The organism is Ruegeria sp. AB11 (assembly GCF_056536325.1).
This window is the reverse complement of record NZ_JBQFJO010000001.1, coordinates 3,689,313-3,714,504: the sequence shown is the minus strand read 5'-3', so window position 1 is coordinate 3,714,504 and position 25,192 is coordinate 3,689,313. Positions and strand designations below refer to the sequence as shown.

Genomic DNA, 25,192 nt, shown 5'->3' with positions numbered 1-25,192 from the left:
TCAGCCCCCTTGCATCGGGGCCAGAACTTCCAGCCGGTCGCCTATGTTCAACACGGTTACGCTGCGCGCAGACGCCGGTACAAACTGGCCATTTAGCGCTGTTGCGATGGCGGGACTGATAAAGCCAAGCTCGACAAGCGCCGCGTCCAGCGTTTCGGCAGATACTTCATGCGTTTTGGCATTCACTGTGATGTGCATGTTTCGTCTCCGGAATGAGATGTTGGACCACCCTTGCCGCCATTGCCGGGGCCAGAAGGAAGCCGTGACGATAAAGACCGTTCAGATGCAGAGTGTCGCCACACTGAACAAGGCGAGGAAGGTTGTCGGGAAAGGCCGGGCGTAACCCGCTACCGGTCTCTATGACGCTGGCTTCTGCGAAACCAGGGTGGATGGCAAATGCCGCAGCAAGTAGTTCGGAAAGCGAACGCAGGGTTACCGGACGCTCGGACGAGCTTTCGATCATTGTGCCGCCGATCATATAGTGGTTGTCTCTACGCGGGACGAGGTAGAGCGGAATGCGCGGATGCAATAGGCGGATGGTTCGGCTGATCGTGACCTCCGGGCAATGCAGTATCGCCATCTCACCGCGCACAGGGCGCAGATCGGACAGAGCGGCTTGAATACCTGTGCAATCCAGATCGACATGCCCCGGTGCTTTGGTTCCAAGAAGGATCTCAACACCCAGAGCCTGCGCTGCCTCGGCCAGATCCCGCAGGGCGCATCGCGGATCTAGGTGGGCCTCGGATTCATAAAACAACCCGCGCGAAAACCGGCCTGCTAAAGACGGTTCCAAGGCGCTGATGTCAGCGACGTCCATCTCACGATACCCGAAGGTGCGCCGGGCAAAGCGCGTCAACTCTGCCCTGTCACGGGCCGGGGTGACCACCAACGTACCAAGACGGGTGACGGGTGTGATGTCCGCCCACCAATCAGCCGCCCCCGCACCAAGAGTGATAACTTCTTCCTCGGCATTTTCACGTTCGCACCACGGAGCCAACATGCCACCGGCGAACCGGGAAACGCTCCCCTCTCCGATCTCGGTGCGGGCTTCGTACACGCGTACCCGGACCCCCGCCCGCGCAAGCTCCAAGGCTGAGGTGAGGCCGGCGAGACCGGCCCCCGCGATCGTAATCATTCGCTCGGTTCCTCGACGGGCATATAAAGATCGCCCCCCTCGCGGTATTTTGCAGCCATGGCCTCCATCCCCTCTCTTTGCGCTTCGGCACGGATGTCATGGGAAATCCGCATCGAGCAGAACTTAGGCCCGCACATGGAGCAGAAATGCGCTACTTTATGGGCCTGTTTGGGCAAGGTCTGGTCATGAAAATCGCGTGCAGTGTCAGGATCAAGCGACAGGTTGAACTGGTCCTCCCAGCGGAATTCGAACCGCGCCCGGCTTAGCGCATCATCGCGTCGCTGTGCGCCAGGCAGCCCTTTGGCCAGATCGGCAGCATGCGCGGCGATTTTGTATGTGATCACTCCAGTTTTGACGTCATCGCGGTCTGGTAGGCCCAGATGCTCTTTGGGCGTGACGTAGCATAGCATGGCGCAACCGAACCAACCGATCATCGCAGCGCCAATACCGCTCGTGATGTGATCATAACCCGGCGCGATATCGGTGGTAAGCGGCCCAAGCGTATAGAAAGGCGCTTCGTGGCAGCATTCCAACTGCTTATCCATGTTCTCCTTGATCTTGTGCATGGCCACATGGCCCGGCCCTTCGATCATCACCTGGCAGTCTTTGGCCCAGGCGATTTTCGTCAGCTCACCCAAGGTCTCTAGCTCAGCAAATTGCGCCTCATCATTGGCGTCGGCGATCGAGCCAGGGCGCAACCCGTCACCCAAGCTGAAGGCCACATCATACCGACGGCAGATGTCGCAAATCTCTTCGAAGTGTTCATAAAGAAACGACTCCTTGTGGTGATGCAGGCACCACTTGGCCATGATTGAGCCGCCGCGCGAGACAATGCCAGTCACACGGTTGACCGTCATGGGTACCATATGCAGGCGTACACCCGCGTGGATTGTGAAATAGTCCACGCCCTGTTCGGCCTGCTCGATCAGAGTATCGCGAAAGACTTCCCAAGTTAGATCCTCGGCAATACCGTTCACCTTTTCCAGCGCCTGATACATCGGGACAGTCCCGATCGGCACTGGGGAATTGCGAATGATCCATTCGCGGGTGTTATGGATGTTGCGCCCGGTTGAGAGATCCATAACCGTATCGGCACCCCAGCGGATGGCCCAGACCATCTTGTCGACCTCTTCCTCCATGCTGGAGGTCACGGCGGACGTTCCCATATTGGCATTCACCTTTACCAGAAAGTTTCGACCGATGATCATCGGTTCGGTTTCTGGGTGGTTGATATTGGCCGGGATGATCGCACGCCCTGCGGCAATTTCAGAGCGGACAAATTCAGGCGTCACATAGTCGGGGATATTGGCCCCAAAGTCGTTCCCGTCCCGATGGCAAGGTGACGTTTCGCGCAGCTGGTTTTCGCGGATCGCCGCAAACTCCATTTCTGGGGTGACGATCCCGGCCCGTGCATAGGCCAATTGAGTCGGAGCCAACCCATCCTTACCACGCAGCGGTCGTGTCTTGACTGGAAATTCAGGTGTCAGCTTGTCCTTGTGAACAAAGCCGTTATCGGCATCAGTGATCTCGCGCCCTTCATATTTTTCGACATCACCGCGCGCCTTGATCCATTCGGCGCGCACTGGTGCCAGACCCTGCCTAATGTCCGTCAGCACTTTCGGATCGGTGTAAGGGCCTGAACTGTCATAGACAGGCAGCGGAGCTTCACCGGCTGTCGGATGTGTCGAAATTTCGCGCATCGGTACGCGGATGTCGGAATGCAACTCGCCAGCGACATAGATTTTGCGCGATGCCGGCAATTCATCGGTGGTAATTTTTGGGTTTGGTACGTTCACTTTGGCGCTCCTCAAGCTCAGGTCTCAAAAAGACACCAGAAGAGTTTGGGAGGAGGCAAAGGCAAAACGTGCCTTGTGTTCCGGTTGCGAAAGCCAGAATGGGCTGTGCGACCTTAGCTTCCTACGCCAGTGTCAACTGGGTCAGGTTCAAAGGGTCGCATCACCGGGTTCTCACCCAATCAGCCTCTCAGTCCCTTGGGCGGGACTCCCCTGCGTAGGTTTGCGATAGGATGGAACAGCCGGTTTGTAAAGTCTCAAGAAACAACCTTTCGCGCAATCGCGGTGAAAGCACACCTTGTCCGGATAGCGGGCAATCAGGCGGGTTGGTCTGACGACAGTTTCAGTTGGGATTGAAGCGCTCAATCAACACTACCGGAAACCGTATTGGCTAAATCGAGAATAGTGTCGATGCTCTACACCGACCCGAGCGGCCTTTACCCACGGAGATATCCGAAAAAGAAACCCGCCAAAATTTGGCGGGTTTCGGTGCTCTAGTGGGTAGCCTGTATTGTAGGATCAACCGAAGACACGTCCCAGCGCGCCGTCTACGGCGTCGGTGATCTGGTCGATATCGTCCGCTGTTGCGATCAGCGCTGGCGAGAAGCACAGCGTGTTGTTGCGGCTGGGGATCGAACGGTTGGTAACACCGATGATAACGCCCTGCGCCATACAGTCAGCCACGACGGCCTGTGCCTGCTTTTCGTCCACCGGCTCTTTGGAACCGCGATCCGCGACCAGTTCGGCACCCAGGAACAGGCCTTTGCCACGCACGTCGCCGATAACCTTGTGCTTTTCCATCAGTGCCTTCAGGTTGCCCATCATGCGGTCGCCCATGTCGATGCAGTTCTGCAGCAGGTTTTCGTCTTGAATGATGCGCATGTTCTCAACCGCCGCAGCCGGACCGGCGGTGCAGCCGCCAAAGGTCGAGATATCGCGGAAATAGCTCATCGGGTCTGACGCGTCGTCCTTGAACATGTCAAAGACTTCCTCGGTGGTTACCATGCAGGCAATCGCGGCATAACCCGAGGCAACGCCCTTGGCCATGGTCACGAAGTCAGGTTTGATGCCGTATTGCTGGTATCCGAACCAAGTGCCGGTCCGGCCAACGCCGCAGACAACCTCGTCAATGTGCAGCAGCACGTCGTATTTCTTGCAGATTTCCTGCACGCGGGGCCAATAGCCTTCGGGCGCTTCGATGACGCCACCGCCTGCGGTCACCGGCTCAAGGCACAGGGCGCCAACGGTGTCGGGGCCTTCGCGCAGGATGACCTCTTCGATCTGGTTGGCAGCCCATTCACCAAAGTTCTCTTCCGGTGCGCCGTCCAGCTCGTGCTTGCGGTATTCCATGCAATGCGGAACGCGCACAAAATCGGGTGCAAAGGGGCCGTATTGCGCGGTGCGCTCGTCCTGACCGCCTGCTGACATCGTCGCCAAGGTCGAGCCGTGGTAGTCGCGGTCTCGATACAGGATTTTGGTCTTCTTGCCGCCGTACTTCTTGTGCGCGATCTGGCGGATCATTTTGAACGCCTTCTCGTTCGCCTCGGAGCCCGAGTTCGTGTAGTAAACGCGGCTCATGCCCGGCATCTTGTCGATCAGCATTTCTGCAAAATTCGAACCGGGGATCGAGCCTGCGGTGTTGGCGAAGTAGCACAGCTTCATCAGCTGGTCGTAAACCGCCTTACAGATGGATTCGCGGCCATAGCCGACGTTCACTGTCCAGACCCCGCCGGAAACAGCATCCAGATGCTCCTTGCCCTTCTGGTCCCACACGCGCATGCCTTTGCCTTCGACAATGATGCGAGGGTCATTGGTTTCGAACGGCTTGTGCTGGATCAGGTGATGCCAGATATGGGCGCGGTCCGCTTCGACTACGCGGGAAAGATCGTTTTCGTTGAACGTGCCGTCCATGACATGTCCTTTCAAAAGTGGGGCGCGCGGGGAATCAGTAGGTCCCGGCGGGCACAAAGTGACGTGATACTGCAGATCAACGCGAATGGTGCGCGTGAAGTAGGGCCAGATTAGCCCATAGGATATCTCCAGTGTACCAGAAACGCGTATTAATACGGGTTTGTTATGACGTAAACTTTGTGCTCAATACGCCAATCTGTCGAGTTTGGGAGGATCGCCGGATGACAGCCACACCAATCTACCAGCAACATTTGGATAAAACCCCTGCGAATTTCACGCCTCTGTCTCCGCTCAGCTATCTTGAGCGGACGGCGGCAGTGTATCCGGATTACCCATCCGTGGTGTATGGCGAGCGCAGTTATTGCTGGGCTGATACCTATGAGCGCAGCCGGCGACTGGCCAGCGCGCTAACTGCGCGTGGCGTGGGCGTGGGCGACACAGTGTCGATCATCGCGGCCAATATCCCCGAGCTTTACGAGTCACATTTTGGCGTGCCAATGGCGGGCGCGGTGCTGAACGCGATCAACACGCGGCTGGATGCGCCGATCATCGCCTTCATTCTGAACCATGCCGAAGCCAAGGTTCTCCTGGTCGATCCCGAGTTTTCAGGCGTCGTGAAACAGGCGTTAGGGCAGGTGGATCACAACATTCTGGTGATCGACATCGAAGACGCCAGTTTTGACGGTGGCGAGCGATTGGGCGATTTGACCTATGAGGGGCTGCTGGCCGAGGGCGATCCGGAGTTCGATTGGTCTTTGCCCGCAGATGAATGGGATGCGATCACGCTGAACTATACCTCGGGCACCACCGGCAACCCCAAGGGTGTGGTTTATCACCACCGGGGCGCGGCACTGAACGCGACGTCGAATATTCTGACCTGGGGGATGCCGCAGCATTCGGTCTATTTGTGGACCCTGCCGATGTTTCATTGCAACGGCTGGTGCTTCCCGTGGACGATGGCAGCCAACGCCGGCACGTCCGTTTGCTTGCGCGCCGTGCGTGAAGAACCCATCTATCGCGCGTTCCGTGAAGAGGGCGTAACCCATTTCTGCGGCGCGCCGATTGTGCTGAACATGCTGGCCAACGCGCCGGATCACCTCAGGGATTTCACGCAGCAGATCAGGGCGATGACCGCTGGTGCTCCGCCGCCTGCAAAGGTGATCGAAGCGATGGAAGGGATGGGGGTCGAGGTTACCCATGTCTATGGTCTGACCGAGACCTATGGCCCGTCTGTCGTCTGCGCCTGGAAGGACGAATGGAACGAGAAGGGCGCAGAAGACCGCGCTGCGCTGAAGGTGCGTCAGGGGGTGAAATATGTCGCCCTGTCCGGCCTGATGGTGGCTGACCCCGAGACGATGGAGCCTGTGCCTTCGGATGGCGAAACCATGGGCGAGATATTCATGCAGGGCAATATCGTCATGAAGGGCTATCTCAAGAACGCCGAGGCAACGGACAAGGCCTTCAAAGGCGGTTGGTTTGCTTCAGGCGATCTGGGCGTGATGCACCCGGATGGCTACATCGCGCTGAAGGATCGATCCAAGGATATCATCATCTCGGGCGGCGAGAATATCTCATCCGTTGAGGTCGAAGACACGCTTTATAAACACCCGGCCGTGATGGAAGCAGCGGTGGTGGCCCGCCCGGATGAGAAATGGGGTGAAACGCCGTGCGCATTTGTTGAATTGAAACCGCAGGCAGAGGCGAATGAGGCGGATATCATCACTTTCTGCCGGGATCATATGGCCCACTTCAAAGCGCCCAAGACGGTTGTTTTCGGTGCGTTGCCGAAAACGTCGACGGGGAAAATTCAGAAGTTCATCTTGCGCGACCGGGCGCGGGAGCTGGGTTAATCGAAGATCGACAGATCAAGATCCAGCATCTCACCCATCCAAATGGCGCGATCCCGGTGATCGGCCAAGTGATCGCCGGTTTCTGGATGGGTAAAGATGGTCAGCCCTTTCCGGTTCAGGATCAGCCAGGGAAAGACCTGATCAAAGGCTTCGGCGGGAAAGCCCAGCTGGCAACTCCAACGCGGATGAGGGCCAACGTTGCGCGCATGCATTCGGCCCATCAGCACGCTGGGGAACAGTCGCGCGGCCTCCTTGCAGACCTGCTGCGCCGTGTCCTGTGTGTCGGCGTCGAAATAAACATGGGCGTGATAGCCGGTGATCTCGGGCATGGGGGTCTCCGTCTGACGTTGTACAGAAACCTAAGGGTGGCGCGAGGATTTGTGCACCCACACTGCCAAACAGACCCTGTGCACCGGTTCAGAGCGGAGTGTGCAGATCGGGATGGGCTGCGGCAAAGGCGGAATGCTCGGCGCAAACGGCCTCGACTGCTGTCAGGCGTGGCATGTCGGATAGATCAACTTCCCACCGGCGCGCATTATAAAGCTGTGGAATCAGGCAGATATCGGCCAGACCGGGGGTGTCTCCGGTGCAGAACGGGGATTGATCAAAGCCGCTCAGCAGCGATTCAAACGCCAGCAGACCCGGCCGGATGAAGTGGCGCATCCAGTCGCCGGGCATGTCGCCAGCGCCATTGCTAAGCGCGGTGGCATGTTTGGCAACCGACAGGTTGCAGACCGGATGGATATCCACCGCGATGCTGTGAGCCAATGCCCGCGCCGCGGCTCGCTTGGCCGGATCGGTTGGCAGCAGGCCCAGGTCGCGGGTCTCATCCAGATAATCGATGATCGCCAGCGATTGGGTCAATCGAACCCCATCGATATCCAGCACCGGGACCAGACCCTGCGGGTTGCGTTCCAAATGATCCGAGGCGCGATGCGCTCCGTTCACCAGATCGACCACAACAGGGCGATAGGTGATCCCTGCTAAATTGAGCGCAATTCGCACCCGGTAACTGGCGGACGAGCGCCAGTAATCATACAGCACCACTTCGGACATATGATGGTCAGCCTTTGCTTAGTTCCTTGGCATGCAGCCAGTCGGCATGCTGAGGGGCTCGTTTGGTGCGCGACCATTCTTCGAGCATATCCCATTTCACCGAATCCAGCCGGGCCAGCATGGCCTCTTCCTCGGGGTCGGGGCAAGCCAGTTCAACGCGGTGGCCGTTTGGGTCGAAGAAATAGATCGAGTGAAAGATCGAATGATCCGTGACACCCAGAACCTCGACCCCGTTGGCTTCGAGGTGGTCCTTGAACGCGATCAACTCATCGCGGTCCTTCACCTTGAAGGCGATGTGCTGCACCCAAATCGGCGTGTTGGGATCGCGCCCCATCTCGGGCTTGGTGGGCAGTTCAAAAAACGCCAGCACGTTTCCGTTTCCAGCATCCAGAAACAGGTGCATGTAAGGGTCGGGCTCGTGGGTCGAGGGCACATGGTCTTCGGCAATCGCCAGAATGAAGTCCATGTTCAGCATCTTGCCGTACCATTCCACCGTCTCTTTCGCATCCTTGCAGCGATAGGCGACGTGGTGAATTTGATCGATTTTCATGAGGCTTACTCCTGTTTCAGCGTTGCGGCCTCAAGCGCGTGCTTCAAGATTGCATTGTCGCCAATGTGGTTCGCCAGTACCAGCACGAGGCGTGCGTTGAACGCATCGCTTTCGGATTTCTCAAGCCCTTCATGGGCCGCCACCAAATCGGCATAGAAATCGTCGGCCTGGGTCAGGTTGGGTGAGAGGATCAGATCGGCCATGTCGCTTACTCCTTGCCTGTGGCGCGGCGCACCGCGTGCCGGAATGCGTTTTCTTCGTAAGTGTCGCGGCGGGCGGCCACGTGCTGATCGGGACGGATCAGGTAGACTGCTCCGGTCGCATCGCCCAGATAGCGGCGCTTCAGCGTCAGGGTCGGGTCGTCTTTGACCGAGAGTGCCAGGCGTTTGACGGTGATCCCATCGACCTCGATCTCATCCGGCGCATCGGCGTCGATGGTCAACAGCGTGAACTGTCCAGCCAGTTTAGGCAGCAGAAAGTCATCACCCAAAGGCGCATCGGGACAGGACGCTCCGGGGCGCGTCTGCGATGGTCCGTTCAATGCGTCCGCCGAATTCAGTGGCGAGCCGTCATAGACGCAAGGCACGCTGAGCCGACCTGAATTCACCATCGGTCGGGCAAAATCATAATGTTCACTCAGGTCCAATACCGCATCGCGCAGGATGCGGGACATCTGCGATTTCGGGGTGATGAAATCGGTCGAGCGGGTCGAGTTCAGGATATTCTCGTCCGCGCCGTGAATGCGTTCCTGATCGTAGCTGTCCAACAGCGACTCTGGCGCTTTGCCGTCAATCACCAGTTTCAGCTTCCAGCACAGGTTGTCGGTGTCCTGAACGCCAGAATTTGCACCCCGTGCACCAAACGGGCTGACCTGATGCGCGCTGTCGCCTGCAAAGATCACTCGGCCGTGGCGGAATTGCTCCATCCGGCGGCACTGGAAGGTGTAGATGCTGACCCATTCCAGTTCGAAATTAACGTCCTCACCCAGCATGGCCTTGAGGCGCGGGATTACGTTTTCCGGGCGCTTTTCGCGCTCTTTGTCGATATCCCAACCCAGTTGTAGATCAATGCGCCAGACGCCATCGGGTTGCTTGTGCAGCAGCGCCGATTGGCCTTTGTTGAAGGGCGGATCGAACCAGAACCAGCGTTCCGAGGGGAAATCGGCCTCCATAATCACATCAGCGATCAGGAAGTTGTCTTCGAACACGCGGCCCACAAAATCCTTACCCATCATGGCGCGCATGGGTGAGCCCGCGCCGTCGCAGGCGATGACCCAATCCGCCTCGATGGTGTATGAACCCTCAGGCGTTTCGACCTCAAGCTTGACGTGATCGGGGTGGGTTCCAACGGCTTCGACCTTGTTGCGGCCGCGGATTTCGATCGGTGCACCCTGCGCTTGCAATTCGCGGACGCGGTCGACCAGAAACTGTTCGAAATAGTATTGCTGAAGGTTGATGAAGGCCGGGCGCTGATCGCCGCTGTCGGGCTGCAGGTCGAACTCGTAAACCTGACGTTCGTCGAAGAACACTTTGCCCTTGTTCCAAAGAACGCCTTTGTCCACCATCGGCTGCCCGCAACCCAGACGGTCGAGGATTTCCAGCGGGCGCTTGGCAAAACAAATGGCGCGGCTGCCGAAGCTGACCTTGTCGTTGTCGTCCAGCACCAGCACCTCGACCCCTTGCTGGGCCAGATCGATGGCGGCGGCCAGACCCACCGGACCGGCCCCGACAACGATGACCTTGTGGCGCACGGGCGCTGGCGCGGATTGATCCGGGCTGGCCTCGTAGGCATAAAGTGGAACTTCAAAGATCTTGTTCACTCTCTCTCTCCCATTTCTGGCGCATCGGGCGCACCTCATCTGATCTCCGGCACGGTTGCACCGGAGGGCTTGCGTTAGAGTTTCACCGTCAAATCCGGGCCGCCACGATCTGGATCAAATTTGGCCCGGAATTCTTAGCCCTGCAGGGCCTCCCACATCTCCAGATCGCGCTGGGCGGTCCAGATACGGGGCGTGTCGATGCCGCGGGCCTCGTCATAGGCGCGAGCAACATTGAAGGGCAGGCAGTGTTCGTAGATCGCATAGTCGGCGAATTTTGGGTCGCATTCTGCGCGAACCGCGTCCCATGCTTCTTTCAGGCTGCCACCGCGAGCCGCGACCTTGGCCGCCGGACGGTAGGTGCTTTCCACGAAATCGCGGGTGTTTTCGATGGCCGCGTTGACCATGTCCTTTCCGACCAAAGCGTCCCCACGCCCCGGAGCGATAGCGTCCACGTCAAACCACTTGATCTCATCCAGCGTATCGCCCCAGTCGCTGAAATGCCCGTCGCCGCAGTAGCAGGCCGAGTGGTATTCGACGATATCACCGGTGAACATGACGTTCTGATCGGGCACATGGATGACGATATCGCCTGCCGTATGGGCGCGGCCCAGATGCATCAAGTCGATCCGACGGTTGCCCAGATAAACGGTCATGGTGTCGCTGAATGTGGTGGTGGGCCATGTGAGGCCAGGGATGCTCTCATGCCCTTCGAACAAGCGGGGGAAGCGTTGGAATTCGCTGTCCCAGTCTTCCTGACCGCGTTCAACCACCATGGCGCGCGCCATATCCGACATCAGGATCTGTTGCGCACCAAAGGCGCTCGCGCCCAGCACGCGTACTGCGTGGTAATGCGTCAGCGCCACATGGGTGATCGGCTTGTCGGTGACCGAGCGCACGCATTCGATCACCTTGTTAGCCAAACGCGGGGTCGCCTGCGCCTCGACAATCATCACGCTGTCATCGCCGATGATCACGCCAGAATTGGGATCACCTTCAGCAGTGAAGGCATACAGCCCTTCGCCCACCTCAGTGAAGCTGATTTTCTTTTCCGACATGTCCCCCTGGGACGCGAATGCCTTGGCCATTTCTCAATCCTTTTGCAAAAACTCGAGCCGGTTTCCAAAGGGGTCTTCGGTGAAAAACCGGCGGCGGTCATTTAGTGTTGTGTCCCAGCGCAATTTCTGACCGTAACTTTCGATCTGAGCGGCGATCGCATCCAGATCATCGACGGCGAAACCCGGATGGGCTTTGCGGGCTGGCGAGAAGTCTTTCTCGACACCCAAGTGAAGTTCACACTGACCCAGCGCCAGCCAGAGGCCACCACGCGCGTGCAGGGCTTCGGGCTTTTGCAGTTCGCTCAACCCCAGAGCATCGCACCAGAATTTCCGGGCGGTGGATTCGCCACTTTCGGGAAGCGCGATCTGGATATGGTCGAGCCCAAACATCAATCAGCGCGTATAAGGGTCGCTTAACGCTGGCAGCACAGTGCCCACGCAATCGCCGAAGCCGATGGTGTAGCCGTCGCCCTTGGCCGCGCCGGTCAGAGTCATGGTGTCACCATCTTCGATAAAATTGCGGGTTTCGCCGGTGTCCAGCCTCAGTGGTTCTTTCCCGCCCCAGCTGAGTTCCAGTAATGAGCCGCGTTCCGGTTTGGTCGGGCCCGAGATGGTGCCGGATCCCAGCAGGTCGCCTGTGTTCATGGGGCAGCCAGACGTCGAGTGATGCGCCAACTGCTGTGCCGCCGAGTAGTACATCTCGCGGTAATTGGTCCGCGCGATGGTCGTGGCGTCTTTGCCTTTGGGTGCCATGGTCACGGCCAGATCAATGTCATACAGCATCGGTCCACAATCTTTCAGGTGATCCAACAGGGCAAACTCACGATCCGACGTGTCGCAGCGAAATGGCTCCAGCGCCGCTTTGGTCACGATCCAAGGGCTGATCGAGGTCGCTGTCGCCTTGGCCTGAAACGGTCCCAGCGGTTGGTATTCCCACGCCTGAATATCGCGCGCGGACCAGTCATTCAGCAGGACGTATCCAAAGATGTTGTCATCGGCTTCCTGCACAGAAATCGGGCCGTCAGACGGTGTACCGACGATCGCACCCATCTCAAGCTCGATATCAAAGCGGCGGCAGGGCAGGAAGGCGGGCAGGTCTTGATCGGGGGATTTCAGTTGACCCCAAGGGCGGCGGATATCGGTGCCCGAAACAACCACCGAAGAGGCGCGCCCATTATAGCCGATGGGGATGTGCAGCCAGTTCGGCGGCAGCGCATTTTCAGCGCCACGGAACATGGTGCCAACGTTCTGGGCGTGATGGCGTCCCGCGTAGAAATCGGTGTATTCGCTGACGGCAAAGGGCATATGCATCTCGGCCTCGTCCTGCGGGATCAGCAGGCCTTCGATCTTGTGCTGCGCGTCTGAGCCTTCGGCCAGCAGAGCGATCAGGCGGTCGCGCAAGGCGGCCCATACGGCAGGGCCTTCTTCCATCAACGGATTCCAGAACGGCAGATCAAAGAGCGGCTCGTCAGAGAGTGCGATTAGCCCATCGACCTCGGCGGCGGTGACGTCAAAGATCATGTCACCGATAGCCACCCCACAGCGGGGCTCGGTGCTTTCTGTAGAGAATACGCCATAAGGCAGGTTGTTCAGTGGAAATGGGTGATCGGCGGAATTGGCCGATGAGACCCAGGATTTTATCAAAGGCATGTTGCGTCCTTAAGTCTTTCAGTTACGTGGCGGCGCGTAGGGATTTGAAGCCCAACAAAACTGCAGCCAAAATCATGAAGCTTCCCCCGATCCGGTCAAGCCAAAGTCGCGCTGGGCCTTGCAGTCGCCGGGCCAGCCAACTTGCGCTGGCGCCATAGGTGGTCAGAAACATTCCGTCTATGATCAGATAGGTGGCAGAGAGGATGGCGAATTGCGGCCAGAATGGCCGCGCGCCGTCGATGAACAGTGGGAACAGAGCGGCAAAGAACACCACTGCCTTAGGATTCGCGGCAGAAGTGATGAAACCCTGCATCCAGAGCGCCCTGCAGCTGGCACGCGGTGCATCTTTGGTGTCGGCGACGCGGGCTTTCAGGATTTGCTTGACACCGAGATAGACCAGATAGGCCACTCCCAGCCACTTGATGACGGCCAAAGCCGTCCCGGACGTTGCGATTAGGGCTGCGAGGCCCAACCCTGCGGCAAGCATCTGCAGGAAGTTGGCCGTCAGATCTCCGGCAGCGGTGAACATTCCGCGGCGCAGACCGTTGGTTGCGGAATTAGACAACATTAGCAACTGACTGGGGCCGGGCGTGCTCATAAGCAGCAGGACCGTCAGCACATAGGTTATCCAGATATCAAAGCTCATTTCTTGCCCGGCGTCCCGTCGAATTTCTTTTCGATGTCGCTCCAGCAATCGATGTAATCGTCCTGCAGCGGGGCCTCGATTGCGGCAAAACCGGTCAGGTGCTGCGGGAAGCGGGTTTCGAACATGAAGGACATGGTGTTTTCCAGCTTATCCGGGCCGAGGTTCGAATTCGACGCCTTTTCAAAAGCTTCCTTGTCGGGCCCGTGTGGGATCATCATGTTATGCAGGCTCATGCCGCCCGGGATGAACCCTTGCGGTTTGGCGTCGTACTGACCGTAGATGTTGCCCATCAGTTCGGACATGATGTTTTTGTGATACCAGGGTGGGCGGAACGTGTCTTCCATCACCATCCAGCGCTCGCGGAACAGCACAAAGTCGATATTGGCCGTGCCCGGCTGGCCTGAGGGTGCGGTGAGGACGGTAAAGATCGACGGATCGGGATGGTCGAACAGGATCGCTCCGACCGGGCAATAGGTGCTCAGATCGTATTTGTAAGGCGTGTAATTGCCATGCCATGCAACCACATCCAGCGGGCTGTGACCGATCTTGGTGGTGTGGAACTGCCCGCACCATTTGATCGTCACGGTCGAGGGCACCTCGCGATCCTCAAACGCTGCCACCGGAGCTTTGAAGTCGCGTGGGTTCGCCATGCAGTTGGCCCCAATCGGTCCGCGCCCGGGTAGTTCGAACTTCTGTCCGTAATTCTCGCAAACAAAACCGCGCGCGGGGCCTTCCAGCACTTCGACGCGATAGAGCAGCCCACGTGGGATAATCGCGATCTCCTTCGGCTCCAGATCGATGATACCCATTTCAGTGGCAAATCGAAGCCGACCCTCCTGCGGGACGATTAGCAATTCTGAATCTGCCGAGAAAAAGTACTCGTCCACCATCGATTCTGTGACCAGATAGATGTGGCTGGCCATGCCAACTTGGGTATTCACGTCGCCGGCCGTGGTCATGGTGCGCATGCCGGTCAGCCAGGTCAGGCCTTCATCCGAATGTGGCACTGGATCCCAGCGGTATTGGCCCAGAGAGATCACGTCCGGATCAACACAGGGAGCTGATTTCCAGTAGGGCAGGTCGATTTTCACATATCGATGCGAATGCTTTACCGATGGCCGGATGCGATAGCACCACGTGCGTTCGGGCGGGTTGGCAGTGAAGGCGGTGCCGCTCAGTTGTTCACCATATAACCCATAGTTACATTTCTGCGGGCTGTTCATGCCCTGCGGCAGCGCGCCGGGCAGGGCTTCGGTTTCAAAGTCATTGCCAAAGCCGGGCATATAGCCGGGATGGGTTCCGACAGGGGTGCTAGCCTGGGTCATCTTATGCGGATCGGTGGGGCGATTCATCGGGCGCTCCTTCAAGTTGCTGCTTGTCGGATAATAGTTGATTTTGTAACTAACAAGGATGACACAACAGAATAATGACGAAAAAGATGAGTTTGATTTGCGAAATTTCCTGCCATTCCTGTTGAATCAGGCGGCCGAGGAAAGCTCGCTTGAATTTCAGCGCGTCTACAAGAATCGATATGGGATGTTGCGTACCGAATGGCGGGTGCTGTTTCACCTTGGGAATTATGGTGAGATGACGGCCAAGGAAATCGGCTTGCGCGCGAAGATCCATAAGACCAAAGTCAGCCGCGCTGTGCGCAAGCTTGAACAGCGCCGATATCTGAAACGGACGCGGGACGAAAACGACCGCAGAGTTGAAAGACTGACGCTGACAACCTCTGGCCAGAATGTGTATCGTGAGCTACGCGGAATTGCGCGCGATTATGACGCCAAGCTTGCAGCCCATTTTACGACCGGCGAAGCCGCATTGCTGCGTATGATGCTGCGACGTCTAGCTGGAATGGAATAGCACTCTGGTAATCTGGGATCATGATCCCCAGATCAACGTCATAACAAACACAGGACTGTGAAATGACCAAGCCGGAGTCCCCAACGGCAAAATCCCATAATCTGATCGATTGGCTTGTCGCCCGAGGTTTGGAAGGGGCCGACAAAGAAGAGCTGCTGGACGGTTACTGCAACCGGCTGGTCGATCTTGGCGTGCCTTTGATGCGGTTCCACGCAGCGCAACCGGCATTGCATCCGGTCTACGGTGGCACTGGATACAGCTGGTATCAGGATCGGGGCGGTGATTTCCAAACTTTCGAATACTCCGAGGAGCCCAGCGAGGTTTGGACCAAAAGCCCGCTCTACGTCATTCTCAACGAGGACGTCGACGCGATCCGCGAACGTCTGATCGATCAGAATGAGCCCAGTCGATTTCCATTGCTGAATGAATTGCGGGAAAACGGTGCCACGGACTATTACGCGACTGGTATTAGCTTTGACGTGCCCAGCCAAACCAACCCGCACGATGCAAAAATGTCAATTGATGGCGTGCTGATGTCCTGGGCCAGCAACGCGCCCGAAGGGTTCGGCGACGATGATCTGGAAGTGATCGAAACTGCGCTGCCGCACCTGGGTTTGGCCTTGAAGTCGGCCTCGAATGCGCGGGTGTCTAAGGACTTGATGCGGGTTTACCTGGGACGTGATGCCGGGCGGCGGGTCCTGTCCGGCGAAATCCGCCGGGGGTCTTTGCAGCAAATCGATGCAGTGATCTGGAATTTCGATCTCGAAGGATTCACCAGCCTGTCGGAAGAGCTTCCGGGGATTGAAGTCATCGACATGCTGAATGACTACCTCGCTGCGGTGGTGGATGTGGTTCATCAATGTGATGGCAATATCCTGAAATTTATGGGCGACGGGGTTATGGCGATGTTTGATGTGGGCGAAATTGATGCCGACGCCCGTGCCGCTCTGGCTGCCGCGACAATGCTTCAGCAACGTATGGCGGAGCTGAACACCCTGCGCAAAGAGCGCGGGCAGCCGGTTTCGAACTATACGCTGGCCCTGCATGCGGGCGAGATTCTTTATGGCAATATCGGTGCCGACAGCCGTCTTGATTTTACAGTTATCGGCCCGACCGTGAACCAGACATCCCGTATCGCCGGGATGCATCGTTCGTTGGGGCAGCGAATATTGATCTCGGATGATGTGGCCCGTGCGGCTCAGCCTTGCGATCAGGATCTGATTTCAGTTGGGCGCTATATGCTGCGAGGTGTGGCAGAGCCGAAAGAGCTGTTTACGGTCTACCATGCAGCGAACTAGATCGTGATAGGCAATAAAATATCGCGGGTGTAGGCTTCTGATGCGGAGTTGGTTGACGTTGGGGCAACCGAAAATCTATCATTGTACCGGAACGGAGCTTTTCTTCAGTTCTTGATACAACATTGAACTATCGCAATTTAGAAAAATGCAACTCTTTAGTTTTGGTATTGATCAGTTGGGAACCTGTACGAGTGATGGCAATAAAAATTCCAAAATTCTCAGTGGATTATGCCCCGAGCGATAAGGTTTATGGTGGCAGAGCCGCGATCGCTACTCTTACATCGACCTGCCTAAATCGAGGGCAGAGTGCAAGCAAAAGCGATTGTGTGATCGTTGACGAATTCAATACAAACTGGAATGTGCGCGACTTCATCAAGATATCAGATGTTACCGCCGCTGTTTCCAGCCTTGATGTCAAAAAGATCGAACGAATGCGATCGGTCGATTCCATACTCAAAGAGCTCAAGCTCACGGGTATACTTGAACTTGCGGATTACGCGGAACTGAACTCGCAGCGGTGGGTTCGTGGCCACTTATTAGCGCAAAAACTGGGTGGGTCTGGAAAATCCGAAAATTTGGTGCCGCTGGATCGCAACAAAAATGCTGTTATGGAGAAGTTTGAAACCTCTTTATACAATTTTTTCAAAGCCGCAAAAAACGCTGAGAAAATGTCGGCTAGTAAACACTATGTTCGTGTTGAGCTGAAAATCAAAGCCGAAGGCAATATGTCACCCTGGTTCAGCAATTGTTCCGATAGAGTAAAAAGAAAGTTAAGAAAACTCCCAGAAAAAATCACCTACAAGATTAAAACAGAGTACGTTGAGGCGAGCACGGGCAAAGCTCAATCAACCCCACCCAGCAAGAACTACCCTAGACCTTTGAAGGCTCCACCTCCGCTGAGCCTCTAAAAATCGATCTCAACGCCCGGCAGGTTCAATTCTTTCATCATGTCGCGCAATTCCTGCCGCGCGGCGATGTTCGAGATGTTGAGCTGTTTGACGCCAATATCCTTGAGGTCCAGCAGGGTCAGCCCGCGTGGAAAAAGTTCGCGAAAGATAACCCGTTCAGAGAAACCAGATGCCACCCGGAAACCGATGCGCTGCGACAGCATCTCGATGGCGCGTTGCATCTTTTCCTTATTGACCATGCGCTGCGTCCCGACCCGGTTACGCACCACCACCCAGTCGATCGGTTTCAAGCCGGCCTGAGCACGCAATTGGCGCGCGTTCCAAACCATTTCGGAATAGACCGACGGGCCAAGGATTTTCTCACCCTTGGAATCGATCCGCGCCAGCAGGTCGAAATCGATGAAACTGTCGTTCAGCGGCGTAACCAGCGTATCGGCCAGTGAATGGGCCACCTGGCTGAGGCGCGTATGCGATCCGGGGCAATCGATCAGGATAAAATCGCTGTCACTTTCCAGCTCTGCGACGGCAGCCGACAGGCGGTGGTCATATATATTCTCGCCGGGTTTCAGCGCGCTGGCGTCAATCTCGGGCAGGTCGTGATGACGCGGACTGGGCAGAGACAGGTCCGAGCCGTTGAGGAAGTTCAGGCGATTCTCGAAATACCGGCCCAGACTGCGCTGCCGCAAGTCGAGATCAAGCGTGCTGACCTTATGCCCCAATCGGGCCAGGGCAGTGGCAACATGCATTGACACGGTCGATTTACCTGCGCCGCCTTTTTCGTTCCCGACCACGATGATATGTGCCATGCCTGTATTCCCAAGTCCCGCCGTGTTTATCTACACGTTGTGGCAGCCACTATATGTTGTGTGAGCGTGGAAGGGAAGAACCTCGGGCCGTCCCGAGTAGCTTTATCAGGCTCTATTTTGGAAAAACGCGTGATGGGTTGGGTTTAGGGTAACTCCTTGCCAAACAGACGCCCGTATTTCAATGTCGGGATCGAGGAATTGTGATTAAGGACAGCAATTGGACCATCTGTTTTTGAACGTCCTGAACGTGGTTCTGCCCGTCCTGATTTGTGCTGGAATCGGTTATTGTCTGGCACTAATCCGTGCTCCGTTCGACAATAAGGTCATTGGTGGAATCGTATCGAGGGTCGGGTATCCAACCCTGATCATCTCGCACTTGTCGACCACCAAAATCGCGGTCGGCACGTTTCTTGACGTGATGACAGCAGCCGCTTTGGCGATCGCAGGATTTGGAGTGTTGGGGTTTGTCGCGCTCAAGCTGATGCGGTTGCCAGCGCGGGCGTTTTTAACGCCGCTTATGCACGGCAATGTCGGCAATATCGGTCTTCCCATAACCTTACTGGCGTTGGGGGATGCCGGCATGGCTTATACGATGGGATTTGTGGTTGTTGTGCTGATCAGTATTTTCACGATCGGTATGTGGATTCCGGCTGGGGAGTTCTCACCCAGAAAACTTGCTACATCTCCGATCATCTACGCGGTAGCGCTGTCCCTGGTGCTGATGGCCACGGGCTATAACCTTCCACAACCGGTCGCCAAATCCTTTGACATACTGGGTGGTCTCTCGATCCCGCTGATGCTGCTGACGTTGGGGCACACGCTTGCGACGCTGCGGATATCAAGCCTTGGACGCGCTGTAATGCTGACCGCGTTGCACCTGGTGATGGCCATGGTGATTGCAAGCGCGCTGGTCTGGGCTTTCGACTTCACGGGGGCCGAGCGGGGGGCGGTGATCCTGTGCTGCCTGATGCCGTCTTCCGTCGCAACATATCTATTCATTGATCAACATGTACCGGAATACGGGCCCGACGTGGCCGGGTTCATTCTGGTTTCAACCCTGACCACGATTTTGGTGTTGCCGGTGGCACTGTCTTACTGGGTCTGAAGTGGGCAAAGCTCGCCTTGCGGAAAAACTATACGCACCAACGAAAAACCGTTTAATAATAGGAACAACACAGCGCTAAGCTATGCGCCTGGAAAACCAGCAGGCTATTCCTGAACGAGGAGTACACAGATGCCAGCAAGCGTCACTGATGACAATTCAGGCTCTGGTGGGGGGCGCCTGGTTCTCATAATGACGGCGCTGTGCATGATGGTGGTTGGGTTCAATTCGACCGCCGTTGCGACGATCCTGCCCAACCTGAAAACCGAATTTGATCTGTCACCATCCAGCCTGCAATGGGTGATGGCAATCTATACGGTGGTGAGCGCCACACTTGTTACCATCGTTAGCCGGCTGGGTGATATTACCGGCAAGGTCGGCGTATTCTTTGCCGGGATGATTGTGTTTGCCCTTGGCTCTGCCCTGGTGCTGTTTTCGCAGGATGCTGCCATGTTGTTGATAGGCCGAGGGGCTCAGGGCGCAGGGGCTGCGGCGTTGTTTGGCACCTCTCTGTCATTGTTGACGGCGGCGACGCCAGAAGATCAGCGGGCCAGCGTAACCGGCGCCTGGGGTGCGATCGTTGGGTTGGCGATCGGTGTGGGTCCGATCTTGGGCGGCGCGTTCGCGCATTACCTCAGTTGGCGGGGCGTGTTTGCCACCGATCTCGCGCTGCTGCTGGTTGCATTTTTGGTTGGGTTACGGGTGAGCAAGGAACATTATGTCCCTGACACGCGGCTTGCTGGTGCGAAGTTTGATCTGGCTGGTGCCGTTGCTTTGGTCCTGCTGCTCGGTCCGCTGTCCTTCGCTCTTAGCAATGGCGAAAGCCAGGGCTGGACCTCTAGTTCGACACTTATCCCGCTCTGCGTTTCAGCGATTGCGGTGATTGCGTTGATTATCACCTCGCGCCGAAGCGCAGACCCTCTGATCGAGCTGCGTTATTTCCGTCATCCCCGCTATTTCATGGCAGCGGCGGGGATGTTCATCACCGGCTTCGCGCTGTTTAGCTTCTTTGTCTATTTCAACGTGTTTGTGCAGTCGCCCGATGCATTTGGCTTATCGGCCGTCGGTGCAGGTGTGGCGATCCTGCCGTTGAGCCTCAGCATGTTCGTTGTGTCCGTGATCGCGCCGCGCTTTCTGGCACCCTATAGCTTCCAATGGCCCGTGATACTTGGCATGGGTTTCATGGCGTGTGGTTTTTTGCTGTTGACCATAACGACGAACACGACCGGCATGGGCGGGATCTGGTGGAAGCTGCTGATCATAGGGACCGGGCTTGGCATCGGGTTTTCATTGCTGCCTCGTCTCGGGCTGCGCTTGTTGCCAGAAGAGCACATGGGGCAGGGTTCGGGTGTGGTGAACGCGTTCCTCTATTTTGGTGCGACCCTTGGTGCCGTGGTCGGTGGGCTGGCCGAGGCGATCACCACCCGTCGGGGTCTGTCCGAAGTGATCGCCGCATTACCCGCTGGATCAGAGCAACGGGCCGATCTGGCTCATGCGTTGACCCATGGTACAGCCAGTCAGGTACAGCAGCTTATCGCTGGGCTTGATCCGGATACTGGCGCAACATTGGCACGTGCTCTGCGTGATCTTCAGGATGATGCTTTTGACAGTGTGATGCTGATCGCTGCCGGTGTCGCACTGGCTGGGATGCTGCTGGCATTGCTGCTGCTCAGAGGGCCCGTTCCGCCTGTGCATAGCGCGGTGAACCTGACCCGATAGCGCACGGTTTCAAGTGCGATTCTGGGTTTGGGGCTTACTTCATGCTCTGAGTTGAGCATAGCGAAAACACAACTGGTACGTCCGGGAGCACAACTTTTGTGAATAGCGGCTACCGGAACTGAGGTTATGATGTGGATGTATTGGTATTGGAAAAGTTAATGAGTCTATTTGGTATCACGAAACGGTTTCTGTATGTCCTTTTATCACTGTGTACCTTGCCCGTATGCACTTTGGCACAAGAATCCTCGGCTTCGGACAAATGGCCAATAGATAGGGTGCTGTCCTATGCACCGACTCCTGACCTGAGTTGGCTCAATCATAAACCTGCCGGGTTTCACGGAAAAATTCTAGCGCAAGAGGGTGCATTGGTGTTTGAGGATGGGACGCCAGTCCGTTTTTGGGGCGTTAATCTACAGGCATATGCGTTATTTCACACCAACCTGAATTCAGTCGAACTGCATGCCCAAAGGATGGCGCGGTTGGGGATTAACCTTGTCAGAATTCACCACCACGATTCTCATTGGGTGGGTCCTAACATCTTCGGATCAGATCCCTCTGATACGCTTAACCTCGACCCAGCGTCGATGCAAAGGCTTGACGCTTGGATTGCAGCGCTCAAGAGGCAAGGAATTTACGTATGGCTTGATCTCCATGTAGGTCGAAGGTTTACGCAGCAGGACGGAATTTCCGGGTTCGATGAGATTGCTGGGGATGACGATATTGCCGATGTCAGAGGCTTTAACTACATCTCGTCCAGCATTGAGGCGCGAATGGTCGAATTCCAGAACGCCTATTTGCGTCACGAAAATTCTTTGACGGGTCTTACGTATGCCGAGGACCCGGCAGTTGTCGCCGTGATGTTGACGAACGAAAACGACCTTACGCATCACTTCGGCAATGCTCTCCTCCCGAACAAGAATGTACCTATGCATAGTGAACTATTCATGGCTATGGCAGATGAATTTGCGCGCGGCAACGGGCTTGATCCCGATGAAACCTGGCGGACATGGGAGCACGGCGACTCGAAGATTTTTCTGAACGATCTTGAACGCCGTTTCAACGAACAACTGATCCCCGCTGTTCGCGACACTGGATTTGAAGGTCTGATCTCGACAACGAGCCTTTGGGGCGGGATGACAATCGCCGGTCTGCCATCGCTGACCGTTGGGTCCATAATCGACGCGCATAGTTACGGAGCAGTTGGTGAAATCGGTTTTGACCCGCGCCAACAGAGTGGTTTTTTGGAATGGATCGCGATCGCGCAGGTCGAAGGTATGCCGCTTAGCGTTTCAGAGTGGAACATTGGGGAATTTCCCGCAGAAGATAGGTTCATCACGCCGCTCCGTGTTGCGACGAGCGCAGCGCATCAAGGCTGGGATGCCATGATGATTTATGGCTACTCACAGCAATCTCTGAACCGATCAACATCGCCAAACAATTGGAGTATGGCCGAAGATCCCGGGATGATATGGATGATGCCCGCCGCAGCCCTTCTGTTCCGGGAAGGCCATGTCAAGCAAGCCGAGAATACGTACGCGATTTGCTTGGATGAGGACACGTTCTTTGGCCGTCCCGTGTCTCCGGAAACATCAGTTGCCATACGGACAGTGTTTGAACAAAGCAGGTTGGTAACATGTATGCCCGAGACTCGTGCATTGCCGTGGCTCGCGGCGACCAAATTGAACCGCGACGAATACGGCCCGCTTGATCTCGACAGATCATATCTGGCAGAGGATGCCACTGTTGTTGCCGCAGATACGGGCGAGTTTCAGCGCGACTTTGGCAATGCCCGGTTCACGGTGGACACGGGAAAGAGTCAGATTGCGGCAGGCTTTTTCCATGACGAGGTAATTACGACCAGAAATGTTGTATTCGACATCACGACACCCGTGGCGGCGGTGGCAGTTCAAAGTCTGGATGGCAATGACATTGCACAATCGCGTCAGATTTTGATTTCGATTTCAGGGCGAAGTGTTCCTGTCGAACCTCAATCAGCTGCCTTCCGGGTCGAACCGGTTACGGGCATTTTGCAGATTACCGCCTCCGCTGACCTCAAACTGAGGTCCGTTGATCCGGGGCGGGCCCTTCCTCCAATGGCGCATCAATATGAAAATGGCAGGCACGTAGTTGACCTGACAGAACTTAATGGAGCACGCTGGCTTTATCTTGATCTGTTGCAATAAAAAAAGACCGCCCCAAGGGACGGTCTTTTGAATTCGAGCGGTTTGGGATTAGAAGCCCAGACCTTCGTATTTCTTTTTGAACTTCGACACGCGGCCGCCAGCGTCCATCAAGCGCGACGAACCACCAGTCCATGCGGGGTGCACGGAGGGGTCGATTTCCAAGGCCAGCTGGTCGCCTTCGGCACCCCAGGTGGATTTCATCTGAACCACGGTGCCATCGGTCATTTTGACGTCGATGAGGTGATAATCGGGATGGATGTCTTTTTTCATCTTTCCGCTCCTTACGCCTCGGCGCCAGCCTTGGGCTTGTAGTTGGTGACCTCTGCGATACGCGCGGATTTACCACGGCGCGAGCGCAGGTAGTACAGTTTGGCGCGACGAACGCGGCCACGGCGGACAACGGTGATGCTGTCGATGTTGGTCGAATGCAGCGGGAACACACGTTCCACACCTTCGCCAAACGAGATTTTGCGAACGGTGAACGAACCGGCGATGCCGTTGCCACCTTTACGTGCGATGCAGACGCCTTCGTAGTTCTGCACACGGGTACGTGACCCTTCGGTCACTTTAAAGCCGACACGGATGGTGTCACCGGCTTTGAAATCGGGGATGTCTTTCCCCAGGGCGGCAATCTGTTCCGCCTCAAGCTGTGCGATTAGGTCCATCGCAGTTACTCCTATCTGCTCGTGGTTGGTCCACGAAGTTTGGGCACGGGCTGAGAGCTCTTGGTCTTCACCGGGTCCTGCGTACAGCCCGCCAGAGGTCAGATCGAATGTTCCTTTTGGTCCGGTCCGCCCTGTCGCGCCGGGGCCGAAGAAAGCCGGGCGTCACTTCAGGATGCAAACCAAAACACCGGAGTCGCGTAATGCGGCACCGGATTGCGCTGCTTTAAGGGCTTTGTGTGCAGGGATCAAGCCTAAACTGGCACGATTCACTGCGGATGCCGGTGTGTTTTCGCCATCGGTCAAATACATCGTTGCCTTGGCGGCCAGATCAGGCATTCTGGGTTCAATTATCAGAGCAGAAATTTGATACAGGACCAAAAGATGCGCAAAGCACTCCTGCTTGCCGTTATAGCGCTTGCACTCGTCTCATGTGGCCGCCGCGGCCCCCAGCCTCAGGCGGTTGAACCGCAGGCCTTTGCGGACACGACCCCGCCTTCGATCATCTATCCCGCGTTTGGTGACGCCGACCCGCATGAATGGGAGGGCCGCCATCCCGGCCATTACCCGGTGCACGGGCTTGATGTATCGCGCTGGCAGGGGCCGATTGACTGGCGCACCGCCCAGAAATCCGGTGTCAGTTTCGCGTTCATCAAGGCCACCGAGGGTGGGGATTTCTCCGATCCGATGTTTGAAGAACATCGGCGCGGTGCACAGGCTGCTGGTGTGCCTTGGGGTGCCTACCACTATTACTATTTCTGCCGCCCAGCTCATGAGCAGGCCCGTTGGTTCATCCAAAACGTGCCCAAAGGGGCCGATCTGCCGCATGTGCTGGACATGGAATGGACGCCGCATTCCAAAACCTGCACCCTGCGCCCCGATGGGCGAACCGTCCGGGCCGAGGCAAAAAAATTCCTGGATATTCTGGAACGCCATTATGGGCGCCGCCCGATTGTCTATACAACGGTCGACTTTTACCGCGACACCGACATTGGCCGGCTGCCCAAGACCGAGTTCTGGCTGCGTTCGGTCGCCGGACATCCTCGCAATGTTTATCCAAGCGCGATCTGGCGGTTCTGGCAGTATACCGGCACAGGTCTGGTGCCGGGGGTTCAGGGCAAGGTCGACATCAACACCTTTAATGGTACGCCTGAGACTTGGGCGCTCTGGAAAGCGACCCGCTAGC

General features: G+C 56.7%; 26 protein-coding genes and 1 riboswitch. Of the genes, 8 read left to right on the top strand and 18 right to left on the bottom strand.

The features are described from left to right. The 4 genes from thiS to ACR3EJ_RS18600 form a co-directional block, all read right to left on the bottom strand. Positions 1 to 198, bottom strand: coding sequence for a sulfur carrier protein ThiS (gene thiS, locus ACR3EJ_RS18615; RefSeq protein WP_170542936.1), 198 nt, complete (start codon positions 196 to 198; stop codon positions 1 to 3). Beyond that, complete coding sequence (locus tag ACR3EJ_RS18610; RefSeq protein WP_170542938.1) at positions 167 to 1,135, bottom strand: FAD-dependent oxidoreductase; 969 nt, start codon at positions 1,133 to 1,135, stop codon at positions 167 to 169. The genes thiS and ACR3EJ_RS18610 overlap by 32 nt, the downstream gene beginning before the upstream one ends. Then, entirely contained in the window at positions 1,132 to 2,931 is a 1,800-nt protein-coding gene (gene thiC, locus ACR3EJ_RS18605; protein ID WP_170542940.1) for a phosphomethylpyrimidine synthase ThiC, read from the bottom strand. Before thiC ends, ACR3EJ_RS18610 begins: the two co-directional genes overlap by 4 nt. 101 nt (positions 2,932 to 3,032) lie before the next feature. After that, positions 3,033 to 3,153: riboswitch (TPP riboswitch) on the bottom strand. A gap of 294 nt (positions 3,154 to 3,447) precedes the next feature. Next, positions 3,448 to 4,839, bottom strand: coding sequence for an aminotransferase family protein (locus ACR3EJ_RS18600; RefSeq protein WP_170542942.1), 1,392 nt, complete (start codon positions 4,837 to 4,839; stop codon positions 3,448 to 3,450). Positions 4,840 to 5,060: 221 nt separating this feature from the next. Here ACR3EJ_RS18600 and ACR3EJ_RS18595 point away from each other — a divergent pair, with 221 nt between their 5' ends. Continuing rightward, entirely contained in the window at positions 5,061 to 6,689 is a 1,629-nt protein-coding gene (locus ACR3EJ_RS18595) for an acyl-CoA synthetase (RefSeq protein ID WP_170542944.1), read from the top strand. On the opposite strand, the gene ACR3EJ_RS18590 is transcribed toward ACR3EJ_RS18595, so the two are convergent. The 10 genes from ACR3EJ_RS18590 to hmgA all read right to left on the bottom strand — a co-directional run bounded on the left by ACR3EJ_RS18590 (position 6,686) and on the right by hmgA (position 14,817). Next, complete coding sequence (locus ACR3EJ_RS18590; RefSeq protein WP_170542946.1) at positions 6,686 to 7,018, bottom strand: DOPA 4,5-dioxygenase family protein; 333 nt, start codon at positions 7,016 to 7,018, stop codon at positions 6,686 to 6,688. The two genes, ACR3EJ_RS18595 and ACR3EJ_RS18590, sit on opposite strands and share 4 nt — an antisense overlap. Before the next feature lie 88 nt (positions 7,019 to 7,106). Further along, positions 7,107 to 7,745, bottom strand: coding sequence for a maleylacetoacetate isomerase (gene maiA, locus ACR3EJ_RS18585; RefSeq protein WP_170542948.1), 639 nt, complete (start codon positions 7,743 to 7,745; stop codon positions 7,107 to 7,109). Between the two features lie 7 nt (positions 7,746 to 7,752). Further along, positions 7,753 to 8,295: a VOC family protein gene (locus ACR3EJ_RS18580; protein ID WP_010437557.1), complete on the bottom strand. Its 543-nt coding sequence runs from the start codon at positions 8,293 to 8,295 to the stop codon at positions 7,753 to 7,755. Between the two features lie 5 nt (positions 8,296 to 8,300). Beyond that, positions 8,301 to 8,498, bottom strand: coding sequence for a DUF2783 domain-containing protein (locus ACR3EJ_RS18575; protein WP_170542950.1), 198 nt, complete (start codon positions 8,496 to 8,498; stop codon positions 8,301 to 8,303). A 5-nt stretch (positions 8,499 to 8,503) separates the two neighbouring features. Further along, positions 8,504 to 10,114, bottom strand: a complete 1,611-nt coding sequence (locus ACR3EJ_RS18570; protein ID WP_170542951.1) for an FAD-dependent oxidoreductase — start codon at positions 10,112 to 10,114, stop codon at positions 8,504 to 8,506. A gap of 134 nt (positions 10,115 to 10,248) precedes the next feature. Then, entirely contained in the window at positions 10,249 to 11,199 is a 951-nt protein-coding gene (locus ACR3EJ_RS18565; RefSeq protein ID WP_039541551.1) for an MBL fold metallo-hydrolase, read from the bottom strand. 3 nt (positions 11,200 to 11,202) lie between these two features. Further along, on the bottom strand, positions 11,203 to 11,559 hold the full coding sequence (locus ACR3EJ_RS18560; protein ID WP_170542953.1) for a VOC family protein: 357 nt from the start codon (positions 11,557 to 11,559) through the stop codon (positions 11,203 to 11,205). Positions 11,560 to 11,562: 3 nt separating this feature from the next. Beyond that, positions 11,563 to 12,819 (bottom strand): fumarylacetoacetase, encoded by a 1,257-nt coding sequence (fahA, locus tag ACR3EJ_RS18555; RefSeq protein WP_170542955.1) that lies wholly within the window; start codon positions 12,817 to 12,819, stop codon positions 11,563 to 11,565. A 22-nt stretch (positions 12,820 to 12,841) separates the two neighbouring features. Continuing rightward, on the bottom strand, positions 12,842 to 13,465 hold the full coding sequence (locus ACR3EJ_RS18550; RefSeq protein ID WP_170542957.1) for a LysE family translocator: 624 nt from the start codon (positions 13,463 to 13,465) through the stop codon (positions 12,842 to 12,844). Further along, positions 13,462 to 14,817, bottom strand: coding sequence for a homogentisate 1,2-dioxygenase (gene hmgA / locus ACR3EJ_RS18545; protein ID WP_170542959.1), 1,356 nt, complete (start codon positions 14,815 to 14,817; stop codon positions 13,462 to 13,464). The genes ACR3EJ_RS18550 and hmgA overlap by 4 nt, the downstream gene beginning before the upstream one ends. Positions 14,818 to 14,875: 58 nt before the next feature. On the opposite strand from hmgA, the gene ACR3EJ_RS18540 reads away from it, so the two are divergent. The 3 genes from ACR3EJ_RS18540 to ACR3EJ_RS18530 all read left to right on the top strand — a co-directional run bounded on the left by ACR3EJ_RS18540 (position 14,876) and on the right by ACR3EJ_RS18530 (position 17,534). Further along, a complete protein-coding gene (locus tag ACR3EJ_RS18540; RefSeq protein WP_170542960.1) occupies positions 14,876 to 15,328 on the top strand; it encodes a MarR family transcriptional regulator in 453 nt (150 codons plus the stop codon). Positions 15,329 to 15,390: 62 nt separating this feature from the next. Then, complete coding sequence (locus ACR3EJ_RS18535; protein WP_170542962.1) at positions 15,391 to 16,626, top strand: adenylate/guanylate cyclase domain-containing protein; 1,236 nt, start codon at positions 15,391 to 15,393, stop codon at positions 16,624 to 16,626. Positions 16,627 to 16,748: 122 nt separating this feature from the next. Beyond that, the gene (locus ACR3EJ_RS18530) at positions 16,749 to 17,534 is read left to right on the top strand and encodes a DNA/RNA non-specific endonuclease (protein ID WP_170542964.1); all 786 of its coding nucleotides are present in this window, start codon (positions 16,749 to 16,751) and stop codon (positions 17,532 to 17,534) included. On the opposite strand, the gene ACR3EJ_RS18525 is transcribed toward ACR3EJ_RS18530, so the two are convergent. Beyond that, a complete protein-coding gene (locus ACR3EJ_RS18525; protein WP_010437571.1) occupies positions 17,531 to 18,340 on the bottom strand; it encodes a division plane positioning ATPase MipZ in 810 nt (269 codons plus the stop codon). The genes ACR3EJ_RS18530 and ACR3EJ_RS18525 overlap by 4 nt on opposite strands. Before the next feature lie 217 nt (positions 18,341 to 18,557). Here ACR3EJ_RS18525 and ACR3EJ_RS18520 point away from each other — a divergent pair, with 217 nt between their 5' ends. The 3 genes from ACR3EJ_RS18520 to ACR3EJ_RS18510 all read left to right on the top strand — a co-directional run bounded on the left by ACR3EJ_RS18520 (position 18,558) and on the right by ACR3EJ_RS18510 (position 23,344). Continuing rightward, entirely contained in the window at positions 18,558 to 19,445 is an 888-nt protein-coding gene (locus ACR3EJ_RS18520) for an AEC family transporter (protein ID WP_170542965.1), read from the top strand. A gap of 129 nt (positions 19,446 to 19,574) precedes the next feature. Next, a complete protein-coding gene (locus ACR3EJ_RS18515) occupies positions 19,575 to 21,161 on the top strand; it encodes an MFS transporter (protein ID WP_170542967.1) in 1,587 nt (528 codons plus the stop codon). Between the two features lie 158 nt (positions 21,162 to 21,319). Further along, positions 21,320 to 23,344 (top strand): cellulase family glycosylhydrolase, encoded by a 2,025-nt coding sequence (locus ACR3EJ_RS18510; protein WP_170542969.1) that lies wholly within the window; start codon positions 21,320 to 21,322, stop codon positions 23,342 to 23,344. A gap of 48 nt (positions 23,345 to 23,392) precedes the next feature. On the opposite strand, the gene rpmE is transcribed toward ACR3EJ_RS18510, so the two are convergent. From rpmE to ACR3EJ_RS18495, 3 genes are all read right to left on the bottom strand, one after another. Next, positions 23,393 to 23,614, bottom strand: a complete 222-nt coding sequence (gene rpmE / locus ACR3EJ_RS18505; protein ID WP_170542971.1) for a 50S ribosomal protein L31 — start codon at positions 23,612 to 23,614, stop codon at positions 23,393 to 23,395. Positions 23,615 to 23,625: 11 nt separating this feature from the next. Further along, positions 23,626 to 24,009 (bottom strand): 50S ribosomal protein L19, encoded by a 384-nt coding sequence (rplS, locus tag ACR3EJ_RS18500; protein WP_010437578.1) that lies wholly within the window; start codon positions 24,007 to 24,009, stop codon positions 23,626 to 23,628. Positions 24,010 to 24,171: 162 nt separating this feature from the next. Continuing rightward, positions 24,172 to 24,345, bottom strand: a complete 174-nt coding sequence (locus tag ACR3EJ_RS18495) for a hypothetical protein (protein ID WP_170542973.1) — start codon at positions 24,343 to 24,345, stop codon at positions 24,172 to 24,174. Positions 24,346 to 24,390: 45 nt separating this feature from the next. On the opposite strand from ACR3EJ_RS18495, the gene ACR3EJ_RS18490 reads away from it, so the two are divergent. Then, complete coding sequence (locus ACR3EJ_RS18490; RefSeq protein WP_170542975.1) at positions 24,391 to 25,191, top strand: glycoside hydrolase family 25 protein; 801 nt, start codon at positions 24,391 to 24,393, stop codon at positions 25,189 to 25,191. The last annotated feature ends 1 nt before the right edge of the window (position 25,192 follow it).